The sequence below is a fragment of the Thioalkalivibrio sp. ALE16 genome (assembly GCF_000381305.1).
Lineage (GTDB): Bacteria > Pseudomonadota > Gammaproteobacteria > Ectothiorhodospirales > Ectothiorhodospiraceae > Thioalkalivibrio.
In genome coordinates this window covers 316,101-335,893 of the sequence record NZ_KB906355.1, presented here as the reverse complement: position 1 = coordinate 335,893, position 19,793 = coordinate 316,101, and the positions used below count along the sequence as shown (strand labels likewise).

The window sequence follows — 19,793 nt, the reverse complement described above, 5'->3', positions numbered from 1 at the left end:
CCCTGGCCCTCCCGGGCCAGTGCCCGGATGCGCTGCTGGATCGAGGTGAAATCGGAGGCCTCGGGCGCATCCGCCATCCCGGCGCGCACCGGGTTCAGATCCACGTAGCTCATGCAGGTCAGCACGGCCGCGTCGTCCAGCAGCGCCTGGCTCTTGTAGCGGCCTTCCCAGAAGCGGCCCTTGCAGCCATCCTCTGCATTCGCCCGCCGCGCCAGATGTTCGTTCAGGCTGCGCATGAACCACGACAGGTCCTGCAGTCGGTCCCGCCACTCGGCAATCTGTAGCTGCGCCCGCTCGCGCTCTGCCACCGTCTTGGTCTGCCCCGCCCGATAGCGGGCTACCAGCACCGGCAAGGAGAACAGCCGCTCCCAGCGCTCCATTACCTCGCCTTCGCTCCACGCCGCCGCCCGATCCGAATCCAGCCGCACCACCAGGTGATAGTGGTTCGACATCACCGCGTACGCGCACACGTCCAACGCGAACACGCCCTGCAGCTCACGCAGGCGCTCCAGCACCCAGCCGCGCCGGTGCTCGTAGTTCTTGCCCGAATAGGAATCCTCGCCACACAGGAACGCGCGGCGAACACAACGACAAATGCAGTGGTAGTACGGCGTCGTCTCGACCGAGACGAGCTCCTTCCTGGCTCGCGTCATCTCCGGACCCTCCCTGGTCCATGCACTCCCCCAAAAACCTAGACAGCCCGCCTCAGACCGTCAAGAAATCATGGGTGTCCCTTTCTTGCCCCGGTGAGCCCGGGCGCACTGTTTCCACCCTACGAGGCGCTCGGCGAGCTGCTGCTCGCACTGGACCGCCCGGACGAGGCGCTAACCGCGTTCGAGCAGTCCGACGGCATGTGGCCGGGACGTTACAACACGCTCTTCGGTGCCGTTCGTGCCGCCGAGGCAGCGGGTGATGCGGATGCGGCGGCACGCTGGGCGGCGCGGCTGCTGGAGATTGCGCCGAACACCGAGCGCAATACCATCGACCGAGCCCAGGTGCTGGCACGCCACGACTGAGCCGGTATCCGCGCTCGCGGTGTGATGCATCGAGGCCATCAATGCCTGGGACTCGGCGACGAGCCAGACCGGCCGCTGTTCCGGTGAGAACCCCAACTGAGAGACAGCGGCCGGTCGCCCACCACATGCTTGACGAAGACAAGAATCATGGGTGTCCTCTTCTTCCGGTTCGTGGCCAAAGAACCCATTCCAAGCCTCCAACAACTCCGGTTGCCGACGCTCGACAACCCCCGTATCTCCTCGCCCCGCTGTCATCGCCGTTAGCCCTTTTTGCGGGCCTCGTCCACGTCGTCCGCCAGCCACGCCTTGATCAGGGATTGGTAGGGCATGTCACGCTTGTTGGCTTCGATCTTGATGCGGTCGAGGAGCGACTCCGGCAAGCGCAGGGAGATCGTCCGGGTAGAAGGCTTGAGATTCGGGAGCTCAACCGCCGCGGCGCGGTTCCAATCGACGTAGTCGCTGGAATCATGACTCTCCCAGAACGCCCGCTCTTCTACCTCGTCCTGGAACTCAGGAATCTTCTTGGTCTTGCTCATAGATGGCTCGCTCTTTGCGGTGCATATCTCGGGCCGAAATCACACGGATTCTCGTGCTTCGCTCGCGCAGCGTGAACGTAATGTGCAGCCGGCGACCTTCATGAGTGATACCCAACGCGTGGTAGCGGGGCTCACTCCGACTGTGTACCACGTCCGCCAGAACCAGCAACGGGGTATTGAAGAACACCTGCTCCGCCTCTGACTGGCCCACACCATGTTTGTCCACGCTCTTCCGGGCATTTCCCTCGTCCCTGTCGAACCCGGTAATGTCCTTCCACTGGATCATCTGTGTATATTACCAACGTATACAGCCTGCCTCCAGAGACAGCCCGCTTTTCCGTGTATGCATGTCGGTCTGCAACGGCGCCAACCAGCGCGGAACAACCTGCGGCTTAAGGCGTACAAGCCCGTCCCCCCGCACCTGAAAAGAGGCCCGCCGACACCCCGAGACCCTTGATAAAACACCGACCTGCCGATACCGCCGCGCTCCTCATGCACTCCACTCGCCCCAGCGCTGCCACATGGTGGGTAGCCCGCCCCCTGCCGACATGCCGCACGAACTGCACCGGATCGATCTGGAGGCGCTCCAGGATCGGCGGTATATGCTCCGGGATGGCACCCCGCTTGTCCTCCCGGATCGCGCGCCCGGCCCAGTCCACCAGCTCCAGGTAGTCCTCCGTCGTAAACACCACCGCGTTAGCGTGCGGGTCAGCACCCTCCCGGCCCAGGACGCTCAGGCTGGGTTGGGCCTCGTCAGAACCCTCTCTCTCCTGCCTGTCGCACTTGGAAGCCAACATTCGGATACGTTGCTGGATCGAAGTGAAATCGGAGGCCTCGGGTGTGTCCGCCATCCCCGCGCGTACCGGGTTCAGGTCCACGTAGCTCATGCACGTCAGCACGGCCGCGTCGTCCAGTAGCGCCTGGCTCTTGTAGCGGCCCTCCCAGAAGCGGCCCTTGCAGCCATCCTCCGCATTGGCGCGCCGAGCCAGATGCTCGTTCAGGCTGCGCATAAACCACGAAAGGTCCTGCAAGCGCTCCCGCCACAGGGCGATCTGCGCCTGCGCCCTCTCGCGTTCGGCCACCGTGCTCGTCTGCCCCGCCCGGTACCGCGCCGCGAGAAGCGGCAGCGAGAATAAACGCTCCCAGCGCTCCATCACCTCGTCCTCGCTCCACGCCGTCGCGCGGTCCGAATCCAAGCGCACCACCAGGTGATAGTGGTTCGACATCACCGCGTACGCACACACGTCCACGGCGAACACGTCCTGAAGCGCGCGCAGACGCTCCAGCACCCAGCCGCGCCGGTGCTCGTAGTTCTTGCCCGAATAGAAATCCTCGCCGCACAGGAACGCGCGGCGCACACAGCGACAAATACAGTGGTAATACGGCGTCGTCTCGACCGAGACGAGCTCCTTCCTGGCTCGCGTCATCTCCGGACCCTCCCTGGTCCATGCACTCCCCCTGAAACCTAGTCCGACCCGCCCAGACCGTCAAGAATCATGGGTGTCCTCTTCTTTCCAAAGAAGATCATGGGTGTCCTTTTCTTCTCGTGGACTGAGAGCTTCCGCACCGGGACAGCCGGGAGATGAGATTATGGGTGTCCCCTTCTTCCCTCCTCAGAAACCCAACTGAGAGACAGCGGCCGGTCGCCCGCCACAGGCTTGACGAAGACAAGAATCATGGGTGTCCTCTTCTTCTGCGCCGATAGCGGGCTACCAACACCGGCAACGAGAACAGCCGCGCCCAGCGTTCCATCACCTCGCCTTCGCGCCATGCCGCCGCGCGATCCGCATCCAGCCTCACCACCAGGTGATAGTGGTTCGACATCACTGCATACGCACACACGTCCACCGCGAACACGCCCTGCAGCTCGCGCAAACGCTCCAGCACCCAGCCACGCCGGTGCTCGTAGTTCCTGCCCGAATAGGAATCCTCGCCACACAGGAACGCGCGGCGAACACAGCGACAAATACAGTGGTAATACGGCGTCGTCTCGACCGAGACGAGCTCCTTCCTGGCTCGCGTCATCTCCGAACCCTCCCTGGTCCATGCACTCCCCCTGAAACCTAGACAGCCCGCCTCAAACCGTCGAGAAATCATGGGTGTCCTCTTCTTTCTTCTTCATTATTGCTGCTCTCTTCTTCTACGATTTTCAGCTTTTTCCGCCTCCCAAAGATTCGTAAATCTCTTTTTTTGCTTGCATCAAAAGCCGAACAAAATCTTTTGCGTCAGAAAAATAATTCTTAAATGCCATTCTTATTTCTTCGCTTGAATCTGCCTTTACCAAAACTATATCTAGCTCTGGATTTTCATTTTCTAGCCTGAATAGGTCGTCTAGTGCATCAGTTGAGTCCCTATAAGACAAGACCTCCAAGTCTCCATTGGGCTTAAACACTAGAATGGTATTTCGATTTCTCGTGGCCTCAGTCTCAGCAGTGTTCAGGCCTGTCAGCGTCCGAATTAAATTCAGTTCATTGTCGAGGGCTTCAAATTCCTTCAGCAAATCACCGTCAGATAAATCCGGATGAGGACCCTTGTTATCTTCGTAAACCCTCGCCAAAATCTCACTTGCGAGCGACATGCAATTCAAATAACGCCTATCACCTTGCTGAAACTTTGGCTGGTTTTCCGTGATAAATCCAATAACCTCAACGGCCGTGGCCCAAGCATGCTGCACGAACGTCCTATACTGAATTTCGATCAATAACCCTCTATATTTGTCTCCGTTCTTGGAATTTACATCATAGGAATAGACATCATGAATTCCCCTGTATCCTGTGTCTTTCGGGCTCTTAATATAGTCATACTTATCACTCTCATTTTTCCGCTTATGCTTAAACCTTGCCTTGTGGAACTGCTTACGAAATTCATAAAGCTCGTCGACTGCATTAAAAATTAGCCTGCAGCCGGCAATATCGTCCATTCTGGACAATTCCATCTTCGGCAGGCGCTGTAATTTATTAAAAATTGTATTTCGACGCTTATGCCTCTGGGCAACTACAATCGACTGGTTTCTAGTCCTTGTTCGAAGACTTGCTTGAAAAGTATTAAGAACGGCTCGGTGGGCCGCTCGCCAATCCTCAATAGACCGAAGATCATCTGAGCTAGCCGTTCCCGCCCGGACGTTTGCGCCTGCTACATTTACGCGGCTCTTTGAGCCGCCGGGAAACTCAGACATATTCATCTTCCTAATGTGAATTGTTCGTCTCTCTTAGCGCTTAGCGCTCGTCACCACGCTCTCGTGGTGTGCATAGCAAGAAAGCATGGGTATATTTCAACTCTCGGATCTCACAGGGCGCAACTCGATACGCATACTCCACACCATCTTGAATCGCATGCACCAGCTCGTGACAGTTATGACATAAAGATACGAGATCCAGATCATTCTCACTCCCGAGCCGCTCATAAATCAAGTGATGGACACATTCTGCTGGCGCACCACAACTTTGACACACATAATCATCGCGCTCGAACATCCTTCGCCGTGTTCTTGCCCACTCATTCGACCGATAATAGGTTCCAAATTTGGATTTATCCGTTATTACCAAATCCCCCGTAGAAATCCTTTCCATAAGCTCGACTCTTCGTTTCTGCAGCTCTTCCGAAACGAAGGCTCGCTGCTCACGATACCAACGGCCCAACTCCTCCCGAACCGAACTTTCAAACGACTCATCGAACTCTGGACAATCATCGATATTTATTACGGAACTCTTAGGCACACTTCTCGTGTGTTTCCCACACGCAACACATTGCGCAACTAGCGCGACGGCGCCATTTCCATAAACGCGTTTTGTTAGCCGGGTCTTGTCATGCACGCATACGTCTGGAGACAACGGCTTTGCCGCAAACGATTCAAAATCGCGCACCGCCTTCTTATGGGCTGAACTAAGGTCGAAATCATCGTATCTCATTTCTTGCAAAACGAATCGATCTCTTTCAAGAAACCATTGATGTTTTTCCACATCGAATCGACAACCTAGCGACTCGTCAAATTCAGGAAACGTTCGCGAGTCTCTATGCTCTGATTTCTTCCCAGCCGGAATGCCGCGGCCACACTGCAAACATTGCTCCCAAACATGTGTTGAACCGCCCCTATACACTCTAATGCGAAGCTCAACGTTTTCGTGGTCACAAATTGGCCCTTCCGGAGGCCTCGGATTAGCCGCCTCGTAAGCGGCCTCCAGGCGTTCTCGTTCGGACACAAAGACATCGAAGTTTCTAGGCAAGAGCCTTTCAGAACGAAGGCTCTCGAGCGCCTCTAGCCCACTCCGAAGTTGATCAAGCAACCTTGCCTTAGCTGTCAACGGCGAATCTCGGAGCAGTTCTAGTTCATTACAGATCCGATGTTTCTTCTCGTGCAAAGCCCGAAGACGTAAAAGGTATCCATCTAAAGGGTTATTTTCAAACGGATAAGGCATTATAGTCAGTCCGAGAGTTGGTCCACACGCTTAGGTAATCCTTGGGTTTCCTATTCTTATCGGCGTCTCGATCTAGACGAGATCATTGCTGGCAGGAATCCAGGGGCAGGCCTTGTCTATTGCCCCTCATGTCCGAAGCGAGGGTACAAAAAAAGGCGCCAACGTTTGGCGCCCTCTTCTGTTGCTGCATGACCATTTCCCTGGCTCCGCTTCTTTGGGTCTCGGCCTCGCCGGGTCAGTCCCAGCTCAGCGCGCCCCCGGTCTGGTATTCGGTTACCCGCGTCTCAAAGAAGTTCTTCTCCTTCTTCAGATCGAGCACTTCACTCATCCACGGGAACGGGTTGTCGGCCCCCGGATACAGCTCGGCCAGGCCGATCTGCGCACAGCGGCGGTTGGCGATGAAGTGCAGGTATTCCTCGAACATCTGCGCGTTCATGCCGAGCACGCCGCGGGGCATGGTGTCGCGGGCGTACTGCGCCTCCAGCTCGACGGCATCCGAGATCAGGGTGCGCATCTCGTTCTTGAAGTCTTCGGTCCACAGGTGCGGGTTCTCGAGCTTGATCTGGTTGATCACGTCGATCCCGAAGTTCATGTGCATGGACTCGTCGCGCAGGATGTACTGGAACTGCTCGGCCACGCCGGTCATCTTGTTGCGCCGGCCCATGGAGAGGATCTGCACGAAGCCGACGTAGAAGAAGATGCCCTCGAACACGACGTAGAAGGCGATCAGTTCACGCAGCAGCTTCTGGTCCGCCTCCGGCGTGCCGGTGCGGAAGTTCGGGTCCGCCAGGTGCTTGGTGAACGGCAGCGCCCACTCGGCCTTGGTGGCCACGGAGGGCACCTCGCGGTACATGTTGAAGATCTCGCCTTCGTCCAGGCCCAGGGACTCCACGCAGTACTGGTAGGCGTGGGTGTGCAGCGCCTCCTCGAAGGCCTGGCGCAGCAGGTACTGGCGGCACTCGGGGTTGGTGATGTGGCGGTACACGGCCAGCACCAGGTTGTTCGCCACCAGCGAGTCGGCGGTGGAGAAGAAGCCTAGGTTGCGCTTGACGATGGTGCGCTCGTCCTCGGTCAGACCATTCGGGTCCTTCCACAGGGCGATGTCCGCGTTCATGTTGATTTCCTGCGGCATCCAGTGGTTGGCGCAGCCGTCCAGGTACTTCTGCCAGGCCCACTTGTACTTGAAGGGCACGAGCTGGTTGAGGTCCGCGTGGCAGTTGATGATCTTCTTGTCATCGACGCGGATGCGCTCGGCCCCCATCTCCAGGTTTTCCAGACCGGTGCCGGTCAGGGCGTCTTCGTTCGGCTCGGCCAGCGGCTGGCCGGCGTTTTCCGGGTCCGGCGAGACGCTGGGTGCGGCGCCGGCGGTGCTCATCAGCGCTTCGTTCTCCTGAAAGCCCATGCCGGGGCGGACGGCGGGTTCTTTCTGGCCTTCGCCTTTGATGGCTGCGATCGGATCGTCCCAGGAAAGCATAGTGTCCCCTCTTGTTTTCGGTGGCGGCCCGGCTCGGTGGTCGGGCCTTTTGTTCAGTGCGTTGTGATCGGTGCTTGGTGCGTATTCGGTGCCCGTGGGCGGGGCCGCCTTACTGGCAGGCCTCGCAGTCCGGGTCGAGGATGGAGCACGCCTTGGGCGCCTCGGGCTCGGCCGCCTGCTGGCCGCCGGAGACGGCGTTCAGCTTGTTGGCGCGCGAGGAGTCGGCCACGGTGCTCTTTTCCACGTGGGTCGCGCCCATGGAGCGCAGGTAGTAGGTCGTCTTCAGGCCGCGCACCCAGGCCAGCTTGTACAGGGCGTCCAGCTTGGGCCCGGAGGGCTCGGCCATGTAGAGGTTCAGGCTCTGCGCCTGGTCGATCCACTTCTGCCGGCGCGAGGCGGCCTCGACGAGCCAGCGGGTGTCCAGCTCGAATGCGGTGGCGTACAGGGCCTTGATGTCCTCCGGCACGCGGTCCAGCGGCTGCACGGAGCCGTCGTAGTACTTGAGGTCATTGACCATCACCTCGTCCCACAGCTCGCGGTCTTTCAGGTCGCGCACCAGGTACGGGTTGATCACGGTGAACTCGCCGGACAGGTTCGATTTGACGAACAGGTTCTGGTAGGTCGGCTCGATCGACTGGCTGACCCCACAGATGTTGGAGATGGTCGCCGTCGGCGCGATCGCCATGGTGTTGGAGTTGCGCATGCCGACCTTCTTCACCCGCTTGCGCAGCTTGTCCCACTCCAGGCGCTGGGTGGTGTCCATCTGCAGGTAGTCGCCGCGGGTCTCGGCCAGCTTGTCGATCGAGTCGATCGGCAGGATGCCCTGGCTCCACAGGCTGCCGGGGAAGCTCTCGTAGCGCCCGCGTTCCTCGGCCAGATCGGTCGAGGCCTTGATGGCGTAGTAGGACACCGCCTCCATGGAGGTGTCAGCAAACTCCACCGCCGCCTCGGAGGCATACGGCACGCGCAGCTTGTACAGCGCGTCCTGGAAGCCCATGACGCCCAGCCCCACCGGGCGGTGGCGCAGGTTGGAGCGCCGCGCCTGCGGCACGGAGTAGTAGTTGTAGTCGATCACGTTGTCGAGCATGCGCATGGCGGTGTTCACGGTCTGCTCGAGCTTGGGCAGATCGAGCTCGCCGGCCTCGTTCACATGCGCGGCCAGGTTGATCGAGCCCAGGTTGCACACCGCGATCTCGTCATCCGAGGTGTTCAGGGTGATCTCGGTGCACAGGTTGGAGCTGTGGACCACGCCGGTGTGTTGCTGCGGGCTGCGCAGGTTGCACGGGTCCTTGAAGGTCATCCACGGATGGCCGGTCTCGAACAGCATGCCGAGCATCTTCCGCCACAGGTCCACGGCCTTCATGGTCTTGTGCACGCGCAGCTCGCCGCGCGCGGCCTTCTCTTCGTATTCGCAGTAGCGCTTCTCGAACTCCGCCCCGACCAGGTCGTGCAGGTCCGGGGTCTCGTTCGGGGAGAACAGGGTCCAGTCGCCGTCCTCGGCCACGCGCTTCATGAACAGGTCGGGGATCCAGTTGGCGCTGTTCATGTCGTGGGTGCGGCGGCGGTCGTCGCCGGTGTTCTTGCGCAGCTCGATGAACTCCTCGACATCGATGTGCCAGGTCTCGAGGTAGGCGCACACCGCACCCTTGCGCTTGCCGCCCTGGTTCACGGCCACGGCAGTGTCGTTGGCGACCTTCAGGAACGGGACGACGCCCTGCGACTTGCCGTTGGTGCCCTTGATATGGGCGCCCATGCCGCGCACGCGGGTCCAGTCGTTACCCAAACCGCCGGCAAACTTGGACAGCAGCGCGTTGTCGCGGATGGCGCTGTAGATGCCGTCCAGGTCGTCCGGCACGCTGGTCAGGTAGCAGCTGGAGAGCTGCGGGCGCAGGGTGCCGGAGTTGAACAGCGTCGGCGTGGAGCTCATGAAGTCGAACGAGCTCAGCAGGTTGTAGAACTCGATCGCGCGCGCCTCGCGGTCGATCTCGTTGATCGCCAGGCCCATCGCCACGCGCATGAAGAATGCCTGCGGCAGCTCGAAGCGGGTGCCGTCAGAATGGATGAAGTAGCGGTCGTACAGGGTCTGCAGGCCCAGGTAGGTGAACTGCAGGTCGCGCTCGGGCTTGATCGCCGCGCCCAGCTTGTCGAGGTCGTAGCGGGTCAGCTCGCTGTCGACCAGCTCCAGGTCGGCGGCGCGGCGGATGTAGGCGCCGAAGTACTCGGCGTAGCGCTCGGCCAGCTGCGCCTGGGTGGCCTCTTCCGGGCGACCGTGCACGAAGCTCAGGGCCTCGCGGCGCAGGGCGTCCATCAGCAGGCGCGCGGTGACCTCGGAGTAGTTCGGCTCCTTCTCGATCATCACGCGGGCGGCCATCACCAGCGCGGTGGCCACATCCTTCTCGGCGACGCCGTCGAACAGGTTGCGGCGCGCCTCGGTCAGGATCTTCTGGCCGTCCACGTGCTCGATGCCGTCACAGGCCTCGGCGACGACCGCCTGCAGGCGCGCCTCGTCCAGCGGGGCCTGGGTGCCGTCGGCGCGGGTCACGTTCAGGCTGGCGGCAGCCTCCTGCTCTTCCGGGGACTGCTCGGCGGCCTCGGCGGCGCGCTTCTGCGCCTGCTGCTCGCGATAGATCACGTAGGCCCGCGCGACCTTGTGGTGGCCACCGCGCATCAGGGCCAGTTCCACCTGGTCCTGGATATCCTCGATATGCACCGTCATGCCCTGGGTGCCGGCGCGGCGGAACAGGCTGTCCACCACCTGCCCGGCCACTTCCTTGGACACCTCGTGGATGCGGCGGCTGGCCGCGGCATTGCCGCCCTCCACCGCGAGGAAGGCCTTGGTCACCGCGACCTCGATCTTGGAGGCGTCAAAGCCGGTCACCTTGCCATTGCGGCGAATCACCTGGTGCTGGCCCGGGCTGGTCGCCAGGACCTCGGCCGACGGTTCGGCCTGCGGCGGGTACTGGGTGCCCTCGGGGGCTTCGGCGGTGTAGGGTTCGCTGTTCATGACGGCCTCGCGCTGGTGTTGGATCGAACGTGAAGTACTATAGATCGGGGACCCGGAACTGCATAGCCACTAGATATAGTGGTTCGCGAAAGAACAAGCCGCGCACAACCCGTGAGCAAGCTGTGGATAAAAACGGCGATTCCCCGTCCTGCCGCCGTTCCCGGAGGGGCGCCCGGGTTATCCACCAAACGCCGATGTAGTGACTGCCCGGGCCGCGATCCGGCCCGCGCGATCATGAAAATGTTTTATCGACCGCGATTAACCAAATGCGTCCCGCCCTTCCCGCCGGCGCGGCGTTCCCCCGGTGCCCGTGACCGCGTTGGACAAAGCCGTCCGGCCTCCCAATAATCCCCGCCATATCGATCCCCGATCCGGGATGGCCCGCCAGCTGTGGGCGCACCCCGGATCCCGCTACCCGATTCATGGAACCCGGGCCCACGCCCGACGATCCGGTATCGTGTGCAGCACTCGCAGGGACGGCCCCGCCGCCCCCGCCACGGAATTCATTGTTGCGAGATGGAGAGCGCCATGAGCGACGCCAAGAAGTCCAAGAAGGACAAGAAGAACGCATCCGGCAAGGCCCAGGCCGAGACCCCGAAGATGGCCAGCGCCACCGGGGCCGTGCAGGCCGCCACCGGCGCCGTCCAGCTGGGCGGCGCCACCGAGTCCGAACCGAAAAAGGGCGGCAGCGGCAAGGAAGCGCGCCACTGCCCGCTCTTGATCCTGGGCTCCGGCCCGGCCGGCTGGACCGCCGCGGTCTACGCCGCGCGCGCCAACCTGAATCCGGTCGTGATCACCGGTCTGGAACAGGGCGGCCAGCTGATGACCACCACCGACGTGGACAACTGGCCCGGCGACAACGAGGGCGTGCAGGGCCCCGAACTGATGCAGCGCATGCAGAAGCATGCCGAGCGTTTCGACACCGAGGTGATCTTCGATCACATCCACACGGTGCAGCTGAAGGACAAGCCCTACCGCCTGATCGGCGACTCCGGGGAATACACCTGTGATGCCCTGATCATCTGCACCGGGGCCTCCGCGCAGTACCTGGGGCTGGAGTCCGAGACCACCTTCGCCGGCAAGGGTGTCTCCGCCTGCGCGACCTGCGACGGCTTCTTCTACCGCAACCAGAAGGTCGCGGTGATCGGCGGCGGCAACACCGCCGTGGAAGAGGCCCTGTACCTGTCGAACATCGCCTCCGAGGTCGTACTGGTGCACCGCCGCGATGCCCTGCGCGCGGAGAAGATCCTGCAGGACAAGCTGTTCGAGAAGGAAAAGAACGGCAACGTCACCATCGAGTGGAACCACACCCTGGACGAGATTCTCGGCGACGCGACCGGCGTGACCGGTGCCCGCCTGAAGCACGCCCAGAGCGGCGAGACGAAGGAGATCGACGTGATGGGCGTGTTCATCGCGATCGGCCACAAGCCGAACACCGACATCTTCCAGGGCCAGCTGGACATGGAGGGCGGCTACATCAAGGTGCAAAGCGGCCTGGAAGGCAACGCCACCGCGACCTCCGTACCGGGTGTGTTTGCCGCCGGCGACGTGATGGACCATGTCTACCGCCAGGCGGTCACCTCCGCCGGCACCGGCTGCATGGCCGCACTGGACGCGGAGAAGTACCTGGACAAGCTCGGTTGATCACGTGAGCGCCGAGGGCGATACCCAGGCACCGCACCCGCCGGAGAACGACTCGGGCGACGCGCCCGAACGTGTCGAACTGCGCGACGGCCTGGCCGACGTGGATCCGGCCGCCTGGGACGCCCTCACTGGCGGCACCGAGCCGTTCCTGCGCCACGCCTTCCTGGAAGGCCTGGAACGCCACGAGTGCCTGGGCCGCCAGTTCGGCTGGTTCCCGCAGCATGTGCTGATCTTCCGCGACGACCAGCTGGTCGCGGCCGCACCGGCCTACGCCAAGACCAACAACTACGGCGAGTTCGTGTTCGACTTCGCCTGGGAGAGCGCGTGGAACCGCCAGGGGCTCAACTACTACCCCAAGCTGGTCGTCTCCGTGCCCTACACCCCGGCCACCGGCCCACGCCTGCTGGTGCACCCGGAGGCGCCGGACTTCGATCACCTGCGCACCCTGCTCGTGCGCGCCCTGGTCACCCGCGGGCGCGAACTGAATGCCTCGGGCGTGAACATCCTGTTCCCCAACCAGGATGATCTGGACGTGACCCGCGAGCTGGGGCTGGCCGAGCGCATGGGCTGCCAGTACCACTGGACGAACGCCGACTACACAAGCTTCGACGACTTCCTGGCCGCGCTCAGCTCGAAAAAGCGCAAGAACATCAAGCGCGAACGCCGCCGCGTCAATGAGGCCGGCATCGAGTTCCGCACGCTGACCGGGGCCACCGGATCGCCCGAGGACTGGGCGCGCTTTCATCGCTTCTACGTCGACACCTTCGAGAAGCACATGGGCATCCCGACGCTGTCGGAGGCCTTTTTTGTGGAGACCGCTGCGGCGCTGGGCGACCAGGTGGTGCTGTTCGAGGCAAGACGCCCCGGCGAGACGGGGGACGACGAGACCATCGCCGCGGCGCTTTGCTACCGCAGCCACGACACCCTTTACGGGCGCTTCTGGGGCTGCACCGAGGAGCTGGCCGACCTGCACTTCGAGACCTGCTACTACCAGGGCATCGAATTCTGCATCCGCGAAGGCCTGGCCCGCTTCGAACCCGGCGCCCAAGGCGAACACAAGATCCCGCGCGGCTTCCTGCCCACGCCCACCTACTCCGCCCACATGATCCTGACCGAGGGCTTCGACCAGCCCGTCCGCGACTTCTGCGAACGCGAGGCCCAGATGATGCAGGCCCACTGCGAACGCCTGCACGAACACTCGCCCTACCGGCAGGTCCAACCCAACGATGCACCTCGCGCCTGAACCATCCCCCGTAGGAGGCCAGCCCTCTGGCCGATGGGGCCTATCCCTGCGCCCCATCGCGCAGGGGGCTGCGCTCCTACAACACCCCGCACGCCGGACCCAACCTGTAGGAGGCCAGCCCTCTGGCCGATGGGGCGTAGCCAATGCCGCAATCGCCGAGAGGGCTCGGCTCCTACAAGGCTTGGCATACCACCGGGGCCCGGGTCGCCCCGCAGAGACGATCTTCGTGGGAGCGGGCTCGCCCGCGAAGCCCCTGCCCGCGCGGGACACCGCCACAGGCCCTTCGCCTGCAAGCAGGCTCCTACATAACCCGGGCCTCCAATCTCGGGGCATGCACGGAAGCGCTCCATGAACTCCAGCCCGCAGATCACCCTGCCCTGGCTGGACCCGGAGCATCCGGAGGCGCCGTTCCCGGACCCGGCCCATGCCCTGGCCGAGCCGAACGGCCTGCTCGCGGCCGGGGGCGATCTGTCCGTGCCACGTCTGCTGAATGCCTACCGATCCGGGATCTTCCCCTGGTTCGAGGCCGGGCAGCCGATCCTGTGGTGGAGCCCGGACCCGCGCGCGGTGCTGGAGCCGGGCCACTTCCGCCTGCACCGCAGCCTGAAGAAGGCGATCCGCAACCGTGGCTACACGGTCAGCTTCGATCGCGCCTTCGAGGCCGTGATCGAGGCCTGCGCCGTGCCGCGCGACTACGCCGACGGGACGTGGATCACCGCCAGCATGCAGCAGGCCTACATCGCCCTGCACCGCACGGGGCACGCACACTCGGTGGAGGTCTGGGACGGTCCGCGCCTGATCGGCGGGCTCTATGGCGTGGCCGTGGGGCGGCTGTTCTGCGGCGAGTCCATGTTCTCGCGCGAGCGCGACGCCTCCAAGATCGCGCTCGCCTGGCTCAGCCGCCACCTGGTCGCCTGGGGCTGGCCGCTGGTGGATGTGCAGATGGAGACCGCCCATCTTCTCAACCTGGGGGCCGTGACCCTGCCCCGCCGCGAGTTCATCGCCCGCATCCGTGACATCGCGAACGAACCCGTCGAACCCGGCCCGTGGCAGACCGACCCTGCCCTGAGCCCCCTCGACCCCGGCTGGAACACCGCCGCATAACAACAGTGTCGCCCATGCTCTTTGTGGGAGCGGGCTTGCCCGCGAATGGCTTTTACCAAGTTCCGACGGGGGCAGGGGCTTCGCGGGCAAGCCCGCTCCCACAGGCCACTGCCACACCCCCCCCCGCTCCCTCCACAGAGCTCCCTCCCCGCTCGCCCCCGCCCCCGTCACTGCGAGGAGGCGCAGCCGACGTGGCAGTCTGCTGGGGGTATTCCGGCGCCGGGGGCTGCGTCGGGCGATTGCTTCGCGGCGCTCGCAATGACGGGATGGTGGAGCAACCGGGAACCCGTATGCCCGACACTGCGAGGCGCCCGCAGGGGCCGGGGCAGCCTCCGAAACCGGGCACGTCAGCCGGCGCACCCTTGGCCCCCGTTGCGGGTGCTTTATACTCCCGGCCACTGGGGAACCGAGCGGGAGATTCGGGTGGGCAAGGCAGATCAGGGGGAATGGCGAGCCATGGCGCTCAATGGGCTGCGGGCGGGCCTGATGCTGGCGCTGGCCGCAATCACGGCGGGCTGTGCGACGCTGGCGCCATCGCCACCCCAGGACCAGAGCAATATCTGCGAGATCTTCCGCGAGCAGCCGCGCTGGTACGACTACGCCCGCGACTCCGAACGCGAATGGGGCACCCCCATCGCCACACAGATGTCGTTCATCCAGCAGGAGTCCTCGTTCCGCAGCCACGTGCGCCCCGACCGCGAGCGGCTGCTGGGCTTCATCCCGTGGAGCCGGCCATCCTCCGCGCGGGGCTACGCCCAGGCGCAGGATCCGGTCTGGGGCGAATACCGCGAGGATGCCGGCAGCCGCTTCGCGCGGCGCACGCACATGAAACACGCCACCGACTTCATCGGCTGGTACAACGACCGCACCCGGCGCATGACCGGCGTACCGCTGTACAACGCGGAGCACCTCTACCTTGCCTACCACGAGGGCCAGGGCGGCTACAGCCGCGGCAGTTATCAGAACAAGCCGCAGGTGCGGGCCGCGGCGCGCCAGGTTGCCCAGCGGGCCGACCGCTACGAGTCCCAGCTGGCGAGCTGCGAATCCGAGTTCCGCTGCCGCCGCTTCTACCAGGTCTGGCCCTTCTGCCGCGGGTAGCCCGGTCGATAACGCCGGCTCCCGACCGGTAGATCCGGAATTACCGGTGCGCGGTTTCCGGGGCGACGATCCTTGTAGGAGCGGGCTCGCCCGCGAAGCCCCTGCCCGCGCCGGAGTCCATCGCAAGCCCTTCGCCTGCAAGCAGGCTCCTGCGCGGCCAGGCATGCGACCGGGGTCTGGTGGTCCATCATCCCGGCCACAGCGAAGCGCCGGGATTTCCCACCGCAGCCTCCAACGTCGGGGCAACCCGACAGACTGCCGCGTCGGCGGCGCCTCCTCGCAGTGACGGGGGAGTCGCGTTCCCGACCGCTCGATCTCAACACGTGACGGCGGCACTTGAGGGAACCCGGCCGGCCGTGTTCCAGTCTCCGGAGTACCCTCTTACGGACTACAAGGACGCACCATGAGCGACAATCCCACGGCCGGCTTTCGCTTCAACCACACCATGCTGCGCGTGAAGGATCCGCAGAAGGCGCTGGACTTCTACCAGCGCGTGTTCGGTATGCAGCTGGTGAAGACGCTGGACTTCCCGGAGTTCGAGTTCACGCTCTACTTCCTGGCGCAGATCGGCGAGGACGAACCGCAGCCGCCCAAGGACGCCGGCGAGGCCACCCGCTGGATGTTCAGCCAGCGCGGCATCCTGGAGCTGACCTACAACTACGGCACCGAGAAGGACGCCGGCTTCCACTACCACGACGGCAACGAAGAGCCGCAGGGCTTCGGCCACATCTGCTTTTCGGTCCCGGATCTGGACGCGGCCGTACGCTGGTTCGACCAGAATGACGTGGAGTTCGTGAAGCGCCCGGACGAGGGCGGCCTGAAGGACATCGCCTTCGTGAAGGACCTCGACGGCTACTGGATCGAGATCCTCGAACCCAGCCGTCTGACGGGGCTGGGGCGGTAGGCCCCACCACCAACCGAGCGGGTGGCGCCGCCAGGTGGTGCCCGCCACCGGCGCTGGCGGGGGCTTCGCGCGCGAGCGCGCACCTGCAGGGATGGGGCTAGCCCTGGCTCATCGGGCAAGACCAGCGATTCACCTCAACAAGCGCTGTACCCGGACATAAGAAAGGGCCCCATTACGGGGCCCTCCACTCTCCAGAGCGTTCCGGCGTTAGCGGCCGGTGCGATCGTCGCCCGATCGTTTAGACCTGGGTGTAGCGCAGGTAGGAGCGGATCTCCTCGAAGCCCTGCGGGAACTTCTTCTGCGCATCTTCGTTGCTGACCGTCGGCGGGATGATCACGCGAGCACCCGGGGTCCAGTCGGCCGGCGTCGCGATGCCGTGCTGGTCACCGGTCTGCAGCGCGTCGATCACACGCAGGATCTCGTCGAAGTTGCGGCCCACCGACATCGGGTAGGTCATCATCAGCCGGATCTTCTTGTTCGGGTCGATGATGTAGACCGAACGCACGGCGGCGGTCTCGCTCTCGCCCGGGTGAATCATCTCGTAGAGCTCCGAGATCTTCTTGTCGGCGTCGGCGACGATCGGGAACTCCAGCGTGGTGTTCTGGGTGTCGTTGACGTCCTCGATCCACTTGTTGTGCTCCTCGACCGTGTCGGTCGACAGCCCGAGCGGCTTGGTGTTGCGGTCCGCGAACTGCTTGGCCAGCTGCGCGGTACGGCCCATCTCGGTGGTGCACACCGGGGTGAAGTCGGCCGGGTGGCTGAAGAAGAAGCACCAGGAGTCGCCGATCCATTCGTGGAAGTCGATCTTGCCCTTGGTGGTGTCAATCTGGAAATTCGGTGCGGTATCGCCCAAACGCAGTGCCATGATGTACTCCTTGCTTTGAAAGTTTGATCGGGTCGTTCATGGGGTCGTGCCTCCATGTACGTCTTACTTTATCTGTCGACCCGAATATAGTGAATTACTTATTTCTTAACGCAACGATAGTTTTTCACTAAAGCGGGCCAGGCAAGACGGCCCCTGCCCCAGCCCGCTGACCACGGGCCTACATGCGACGGAACAAGTCCACCAGGTCTTCACGCATGTCCTGACGACCCATCTCCTCGGTCGTGAAGCCGTCGCCATCGAAGTTCACGCCCAGCATCACCGCCTGACCCGCCTCCAGGTCGGGCTGGAGCGCCACCATGCGGAGCCCTTCCAGATAGTCAGCCACCGCTTCGTCGGCCTCCGCGACAGCCTGGACCTGCTTCTGCATCCACGAGGAGATGTGCAGCACCAGGGTGCCGTCCCACTCCGAGGCGGCGAGCTCCTGCAGGTAGGCGTGGGCCAGCGCCACGTTCTCATCGCGATCCAGCTCGCCCCCCAGCGCCAGGTAGGCCACGTCCTTGTCCGCGGTCACATGCACCGCGGCGGCGGCATCCTCGCCGGAGCGCAGCGTCGCGATCTGGAAGCCCGCCCGCGGATCGGCCGAGAGCATGGATGCGCCCAGGCCACCCGCCAGGGCACCACAGATGGGTGACGGATTATTGATCACGGCCATCGAACCGGCGCCCATCTGGTTGACGATGGCCTGCCCGACCCCGGCACTGGCCATGGAGCGGATGGTCTGTTGCTCGCCAAACGAAAGGGGCTCGGCAGCGGCCAGCATCGGGGTCGCCAGGAGGGCGGCGGACAGGGAGAGGGTCATTGCGGTCTTTTTCATCAGAGACTCCGGTCTTTAAGCTGTATTGGAATATCGTGTTTTACTGATGCTTATGGCGGTATCTCACCACTCCCGTGCCTTGTGACAGGCAGTGGCCGGACGTCCGACCGCCCACGCGGACGTCGTTTAAACTCGGGCGAGACGCGTTACGCGGCCCGCCCGGGCACTTTCAGTCTTGCTCGTCGGCGTCGCCCTCCAGCTGGCTCAGACGGCGGTACAGGCTGCGCTCGCTGATCCCGAGGGTCCTTGCCAGCGCACGGCGGTCCCCGGGGTACACCGCAGCCGCGTGCCGCAGGTATTCGCGCTCGACCTCGTCCAGCGGGCGCAGTGACTGCGGATGCAGCAACCCTTCCAGTCCGCCAGTCCTGGCCCCGACCGGGGACGGACCGCCTTGCCGCACGCGGTCCGGCAGGTGTTCCGGACGGATCGCCTCGCCGTCTGCCAGCAAGGCCGCGCGCTCGAGGATGTTGCGCAGCTCGCGCACATTGCCGGGGAAGGAATACTGCTCGAGAACTCTCAGCGTCTCGTCTTCCAGGCGCGGTGGCACGACCAGATCCAGGCGCTCGCCAAGGGCCTCCAGCAGCAACGGGATGTCCTCCACCCGCTCGCGCAGCGGGGGCACCTCGATCGGAAAGGTGTTGATGCGGTAGTAGAGGTCCTCGCGAAACTCGCCGGCACGCACCATGGACTCGAGGTCGCGGTGGGTCGCGCAGACCAGGCGGAAATCCGCCCGCCGCGACTCGACGCCTCCGACCCGGCGATAGGCATGGGTCTCCAGCAGCCGCAGCAGCTTGACCTGCTGGCTCAGCGGGATATCCCCCACCTCGTCCAGGAACAGGGTGCCCCCGGCCGACGCCTCGACCAGCCCGGCCTTGGCCGACGCGGCGCCGGTAAAGGCACCGCGCTCGTGGCCGAACAGCTCGCTTTCGAACAGGGTTTCGGTCAGCCCCGAACATTCCACGGGCACGAACGGCGACTTGTGCCGCGGACTCGCCTCGTGAATCGCGCGGGCGATGAGTTCCTTGCCCGTGCCGGACTCGCCAAGCAGGAGGGCCGACGCATTGCTCGGCGCCACCCGGCTGATCATCCCCAGCATGGCATTGAAGGCCCTGGAGCGACCGACCAGCCCGCCGCTGCCCGCCTGTGGCGCGGACACCGGCAGGTGATGCAGGCGTTCGATCAGGTACCGGATCTCCCCGTCAGCATCCCGGATCGGCAGCAACTCGACGTCCACGTGCTCGCGCCCGGCCTCGGTGTGATGCACGTGCAGCACGCGTTCGCGGTGGCCACTGCCCAGCGCGGCCCGCAGGGGGCAGGACTCCCCCGCCTCGTCGCAGGGGCGGCGGAAGCCATGGGAGGCCTCGAAGCAGGTGCGACCGGAGCCATCGCGATCAGTCCCGTAGATGCGCTGGTAGGCGCCATTGGCCGCCAGGATCCGATAATCCGGGGACAGCAGGATGGCCGGTTCACGAAATACCTCCAGCACCTGGCGCAGGGTCCCCACGTGGGGGTCCAGGGGTGCCGTCTCCTTCTTCGGGATGCTGGTCACGTCGCCTCGCAACAAGGGGTCCTGGAAGGCGTATCCGACGCCGGAACCGACGCCGTCACGCTGTCCCATAGACACGTTCAGCCGAGCGATGTTCAACACCATGGCA

General features: G+C 63.6%; 17 protein-coding genes and 1 pseudogene. 6 read left to right on the top strand and 12 right to left on the bottom strand.

All coding sequences use genetic code 11. The annotated features are described in order from the left end of the window. Positions 1-653, bottom strand: a 653-nt coding sequence (locus F627_RS0103485) for a transposase (RefSeq protein WP_019583289.1), incomplete at its 3' end; no start/stop codon positions are given. A 93-nt stretch (positions 654-746) separates the two neighbouring features. Here F627_RS0103485 and F627_RS0103480 point away from each other — a divergent pair. Next, on the top strand, positions 747-1,016 hold the full coding sequence (locus tag F627_RS0103480; RefSeq protein WP_019583288.1) for a tetratricopeptide repeat protein: 270 nt from the start codon (positions 747-749) through the stop codon (positions 1,014-1,016). A 260-nt stretch (positions 1,017-1,276) separates the two neighbouring features. On the opposite strand, the gene F627_RS0103475 is transcribed toward F627_RS0103480, so the two are convergent. The 8 genes and pseudogenes from F627_RS0103475 to F627_RS0103445 all read right to left on the bottom strand — a co-directional run bounded on the left by F627_RS0103475 (position 1,277) and on the right by F627_RS0103445 (position 10,445). After that, positions 1,277-1,552: a BrnA antitoxin family protein gene (locus tag F627_RS0103475; RefSeq protein ID WP_018877646.1), complete on the bottom strand. Its 276-nt coding sequence runs from the start codon at positions 1,550-1,552 to the stop codon at positions 1,277-1,279. Continuing rightward, on the bottom strand, positions 1,527-1,838 hold the full coding sequence (locus F627_RS0103470) for a BrnT family toxin (protein WP_019583287.1): 312 nt from the start codon (positions 1,836-1,838) through the stop codon (positions 1,527-1,529). The genes F627_RS0103475 and F627_RS0103470 overlap by 26 nt, the downstream gene beginning before the upstream one ends. Before the next feature lie 106 nt (positions 1,839-1,944). Continuing rightward, the gene (locus F627_RS0103465; protein ID WP_019583286.1) at positions 1,945-2,979 is read right to left on the bottom strand and encodes a transposase; all 1,035 of its coding nucleotides are present in this window, start codon (positions 2,977-2,979) and stop codon (positions 1,945-1,947) included. 271 nt (positions 2,980-3,250) lie between these two features. Beyond that, positions 3,251-3,577: pseudogene (locus F627_RS0103460) on the bottom strand (transposase); the annotation flags it as partial. 124 nt (positions 3,578-3,701) lie between these two features. Further along, positions 3,702-4,727, bottom strand: a complete 1,026-nt coding sequence (locus F627_RS16220; protein ID WP_255349513.1) for a RelA/SpoT domain-containing protein — start codon at positions 4,725-4,727, stop codon at positions 3,702-3,704. A gap of 40 nt (positions 4,728-4,767) precedes the next feature. Further along, complete coding sequence (locus F627_RS17115; RefSeq protein ID WP_196801151.1) at positions 4,768-5,751, bottom strand: HNH endonuclease; 984 nt, start codon at positions 5,749-5,751, stop codon at positions 4,768-4,770. A 451-nt stretch (positions 5,752-6,202) separates the two neighbouring features. Next, positions 6,203-7,441: a ribonucleotide-diphosphate reductase subunit beta gene (locus F627_RS0103450; RefSeq protein ID WP_019583283.1), complete on the bottom strand. Its 1,239-nt coding sequence runs from the start codon at positions 7,439-7,441 to the stop codon at positions 6,203-6,205. 109 nt (positions 7,442-7,550) lie between these two features. After that, a complete protein-coding gene (locus tag F627_RS0103445; RefSeq protein WP_018866048.1) occupies positions 7,551-10,445 on the bottom strand; it encodes a ribonucleoside-diphosphate reductase subunit alpha in 2,895 nt (964 codons plus the stop codon). A 528-nt stretch (positions 10,446-10,973) separates the two neighbouring features. Here F627_RS0103445 and trxB point away from each other — a divergent pair. The 5 genes from trxB (at position 10,974) to gloA (ending at position 16,438) form a co-directional block, all read left to right on the top strand. Next, a complete protein-coding gene (gene trxB / locus F627_RS0103440; RefSeq protein ID WP_019583282.1) occupies positions 10,974-12,089 on the top strand; it encodes a thioredoxin-disulfide reductase in 1,116 nt (371 codons plus the stop codon). Between the two features lie 4 nt (positions 12,090-12,093). Next, positions 12,094-13,332 (top strand): GNAT family N-acetyltransferase, encoded by a 1,239-nt coding sequence (locus F627_RS0103435; protein ID WP_019583281.1) that lies wholly within the window; start codon positions 12,094-12,096, stop codon positions 13,330-13,332. Positions 13,333-13,680: 348 nt separating this feature from the next. After that, the gene (gene aat, locus F627_RS0103430; RefSeq protein ID WP_019583280.1) at positions 13,681-14,436 is read left to right on the top strand and encodes a leucyl/phenylalanyl-tRNA--protein transferase; all 756 of its coding nucleotides are present in this window, start codon (positions 13,681-13,683) and stop codon (positions 14,434-14,436) included. Between the two features lie 423 nt (positions 14,437-14,859). Further along, positions 14,860-15,534, top strand: coding sequence for a hypothetical protein (locus tag F627_RS0103425; protein WP_026332013.1), 675 nt, complete (start codon positions 14,860-14,862; stop codon positions 15,532-15,534). Between the two features lie 403 nt (positions 15,535-15,937). Further along, the gene (gloA, locus tag F627_RS0103420) at positions 15,938-16,438 is read left to right on the top strand and encodes a lactoylglutathione lyase (RefSeq protein WP_019583278.1); all 501 of its coding nucleotides are present in this window, start codon (positions 15,938-15,940) and stop codon (positions 16,436-16,438) included. 238 nt (positions 16,439-16,676) lie between these two features. Here the strand turns inward: gloA and F627_RS0103415 are convergent, their stop codons facing one another. The 3 genes from F627_RS0103415 to F627_RS0103405 form a co-directional block, all read right to left on the bottom strand. Then, on the bottom strand, positions 16,677-17,303 hold the full coding sequence (locus F627_RS0103415; RefSeq protein WP_018866042.1) for a peroxiredoxin: 627 nt from the start codon (positions 17,301-17,303) through the stop codon (positions 16,677-16,679). Between the two features lie 178 nt (positions 17,304-17,481). Continuing rightward, positions 17,482-18,138: a hypothetical protein gene (locus F627_RS0103410; protein ID WP_018876315.1), complete on the bottom strand. Its 657-nt coding sequence runs from the start codon at positions 18,136-18,138 to the stop codon at positions 17,482-17,484. 169 nt (positions 18,139-18,307) lie between these two features. Next, the gene (locus tag F627_RS0103405) at positions 18,308-19,789 is read right to left on the bottom strand and encodes a sigma-54-dependent Fis family transcriptional regulator (protein ID WP_019583277.1); all 1,482 of its coding nucleotides are present in this window, start codon (positions 19,787-19,789) and stop codon (positions 18,308-18,310) included. Positions 19,790-19,793: the final 4 nt, after the last annotated feature.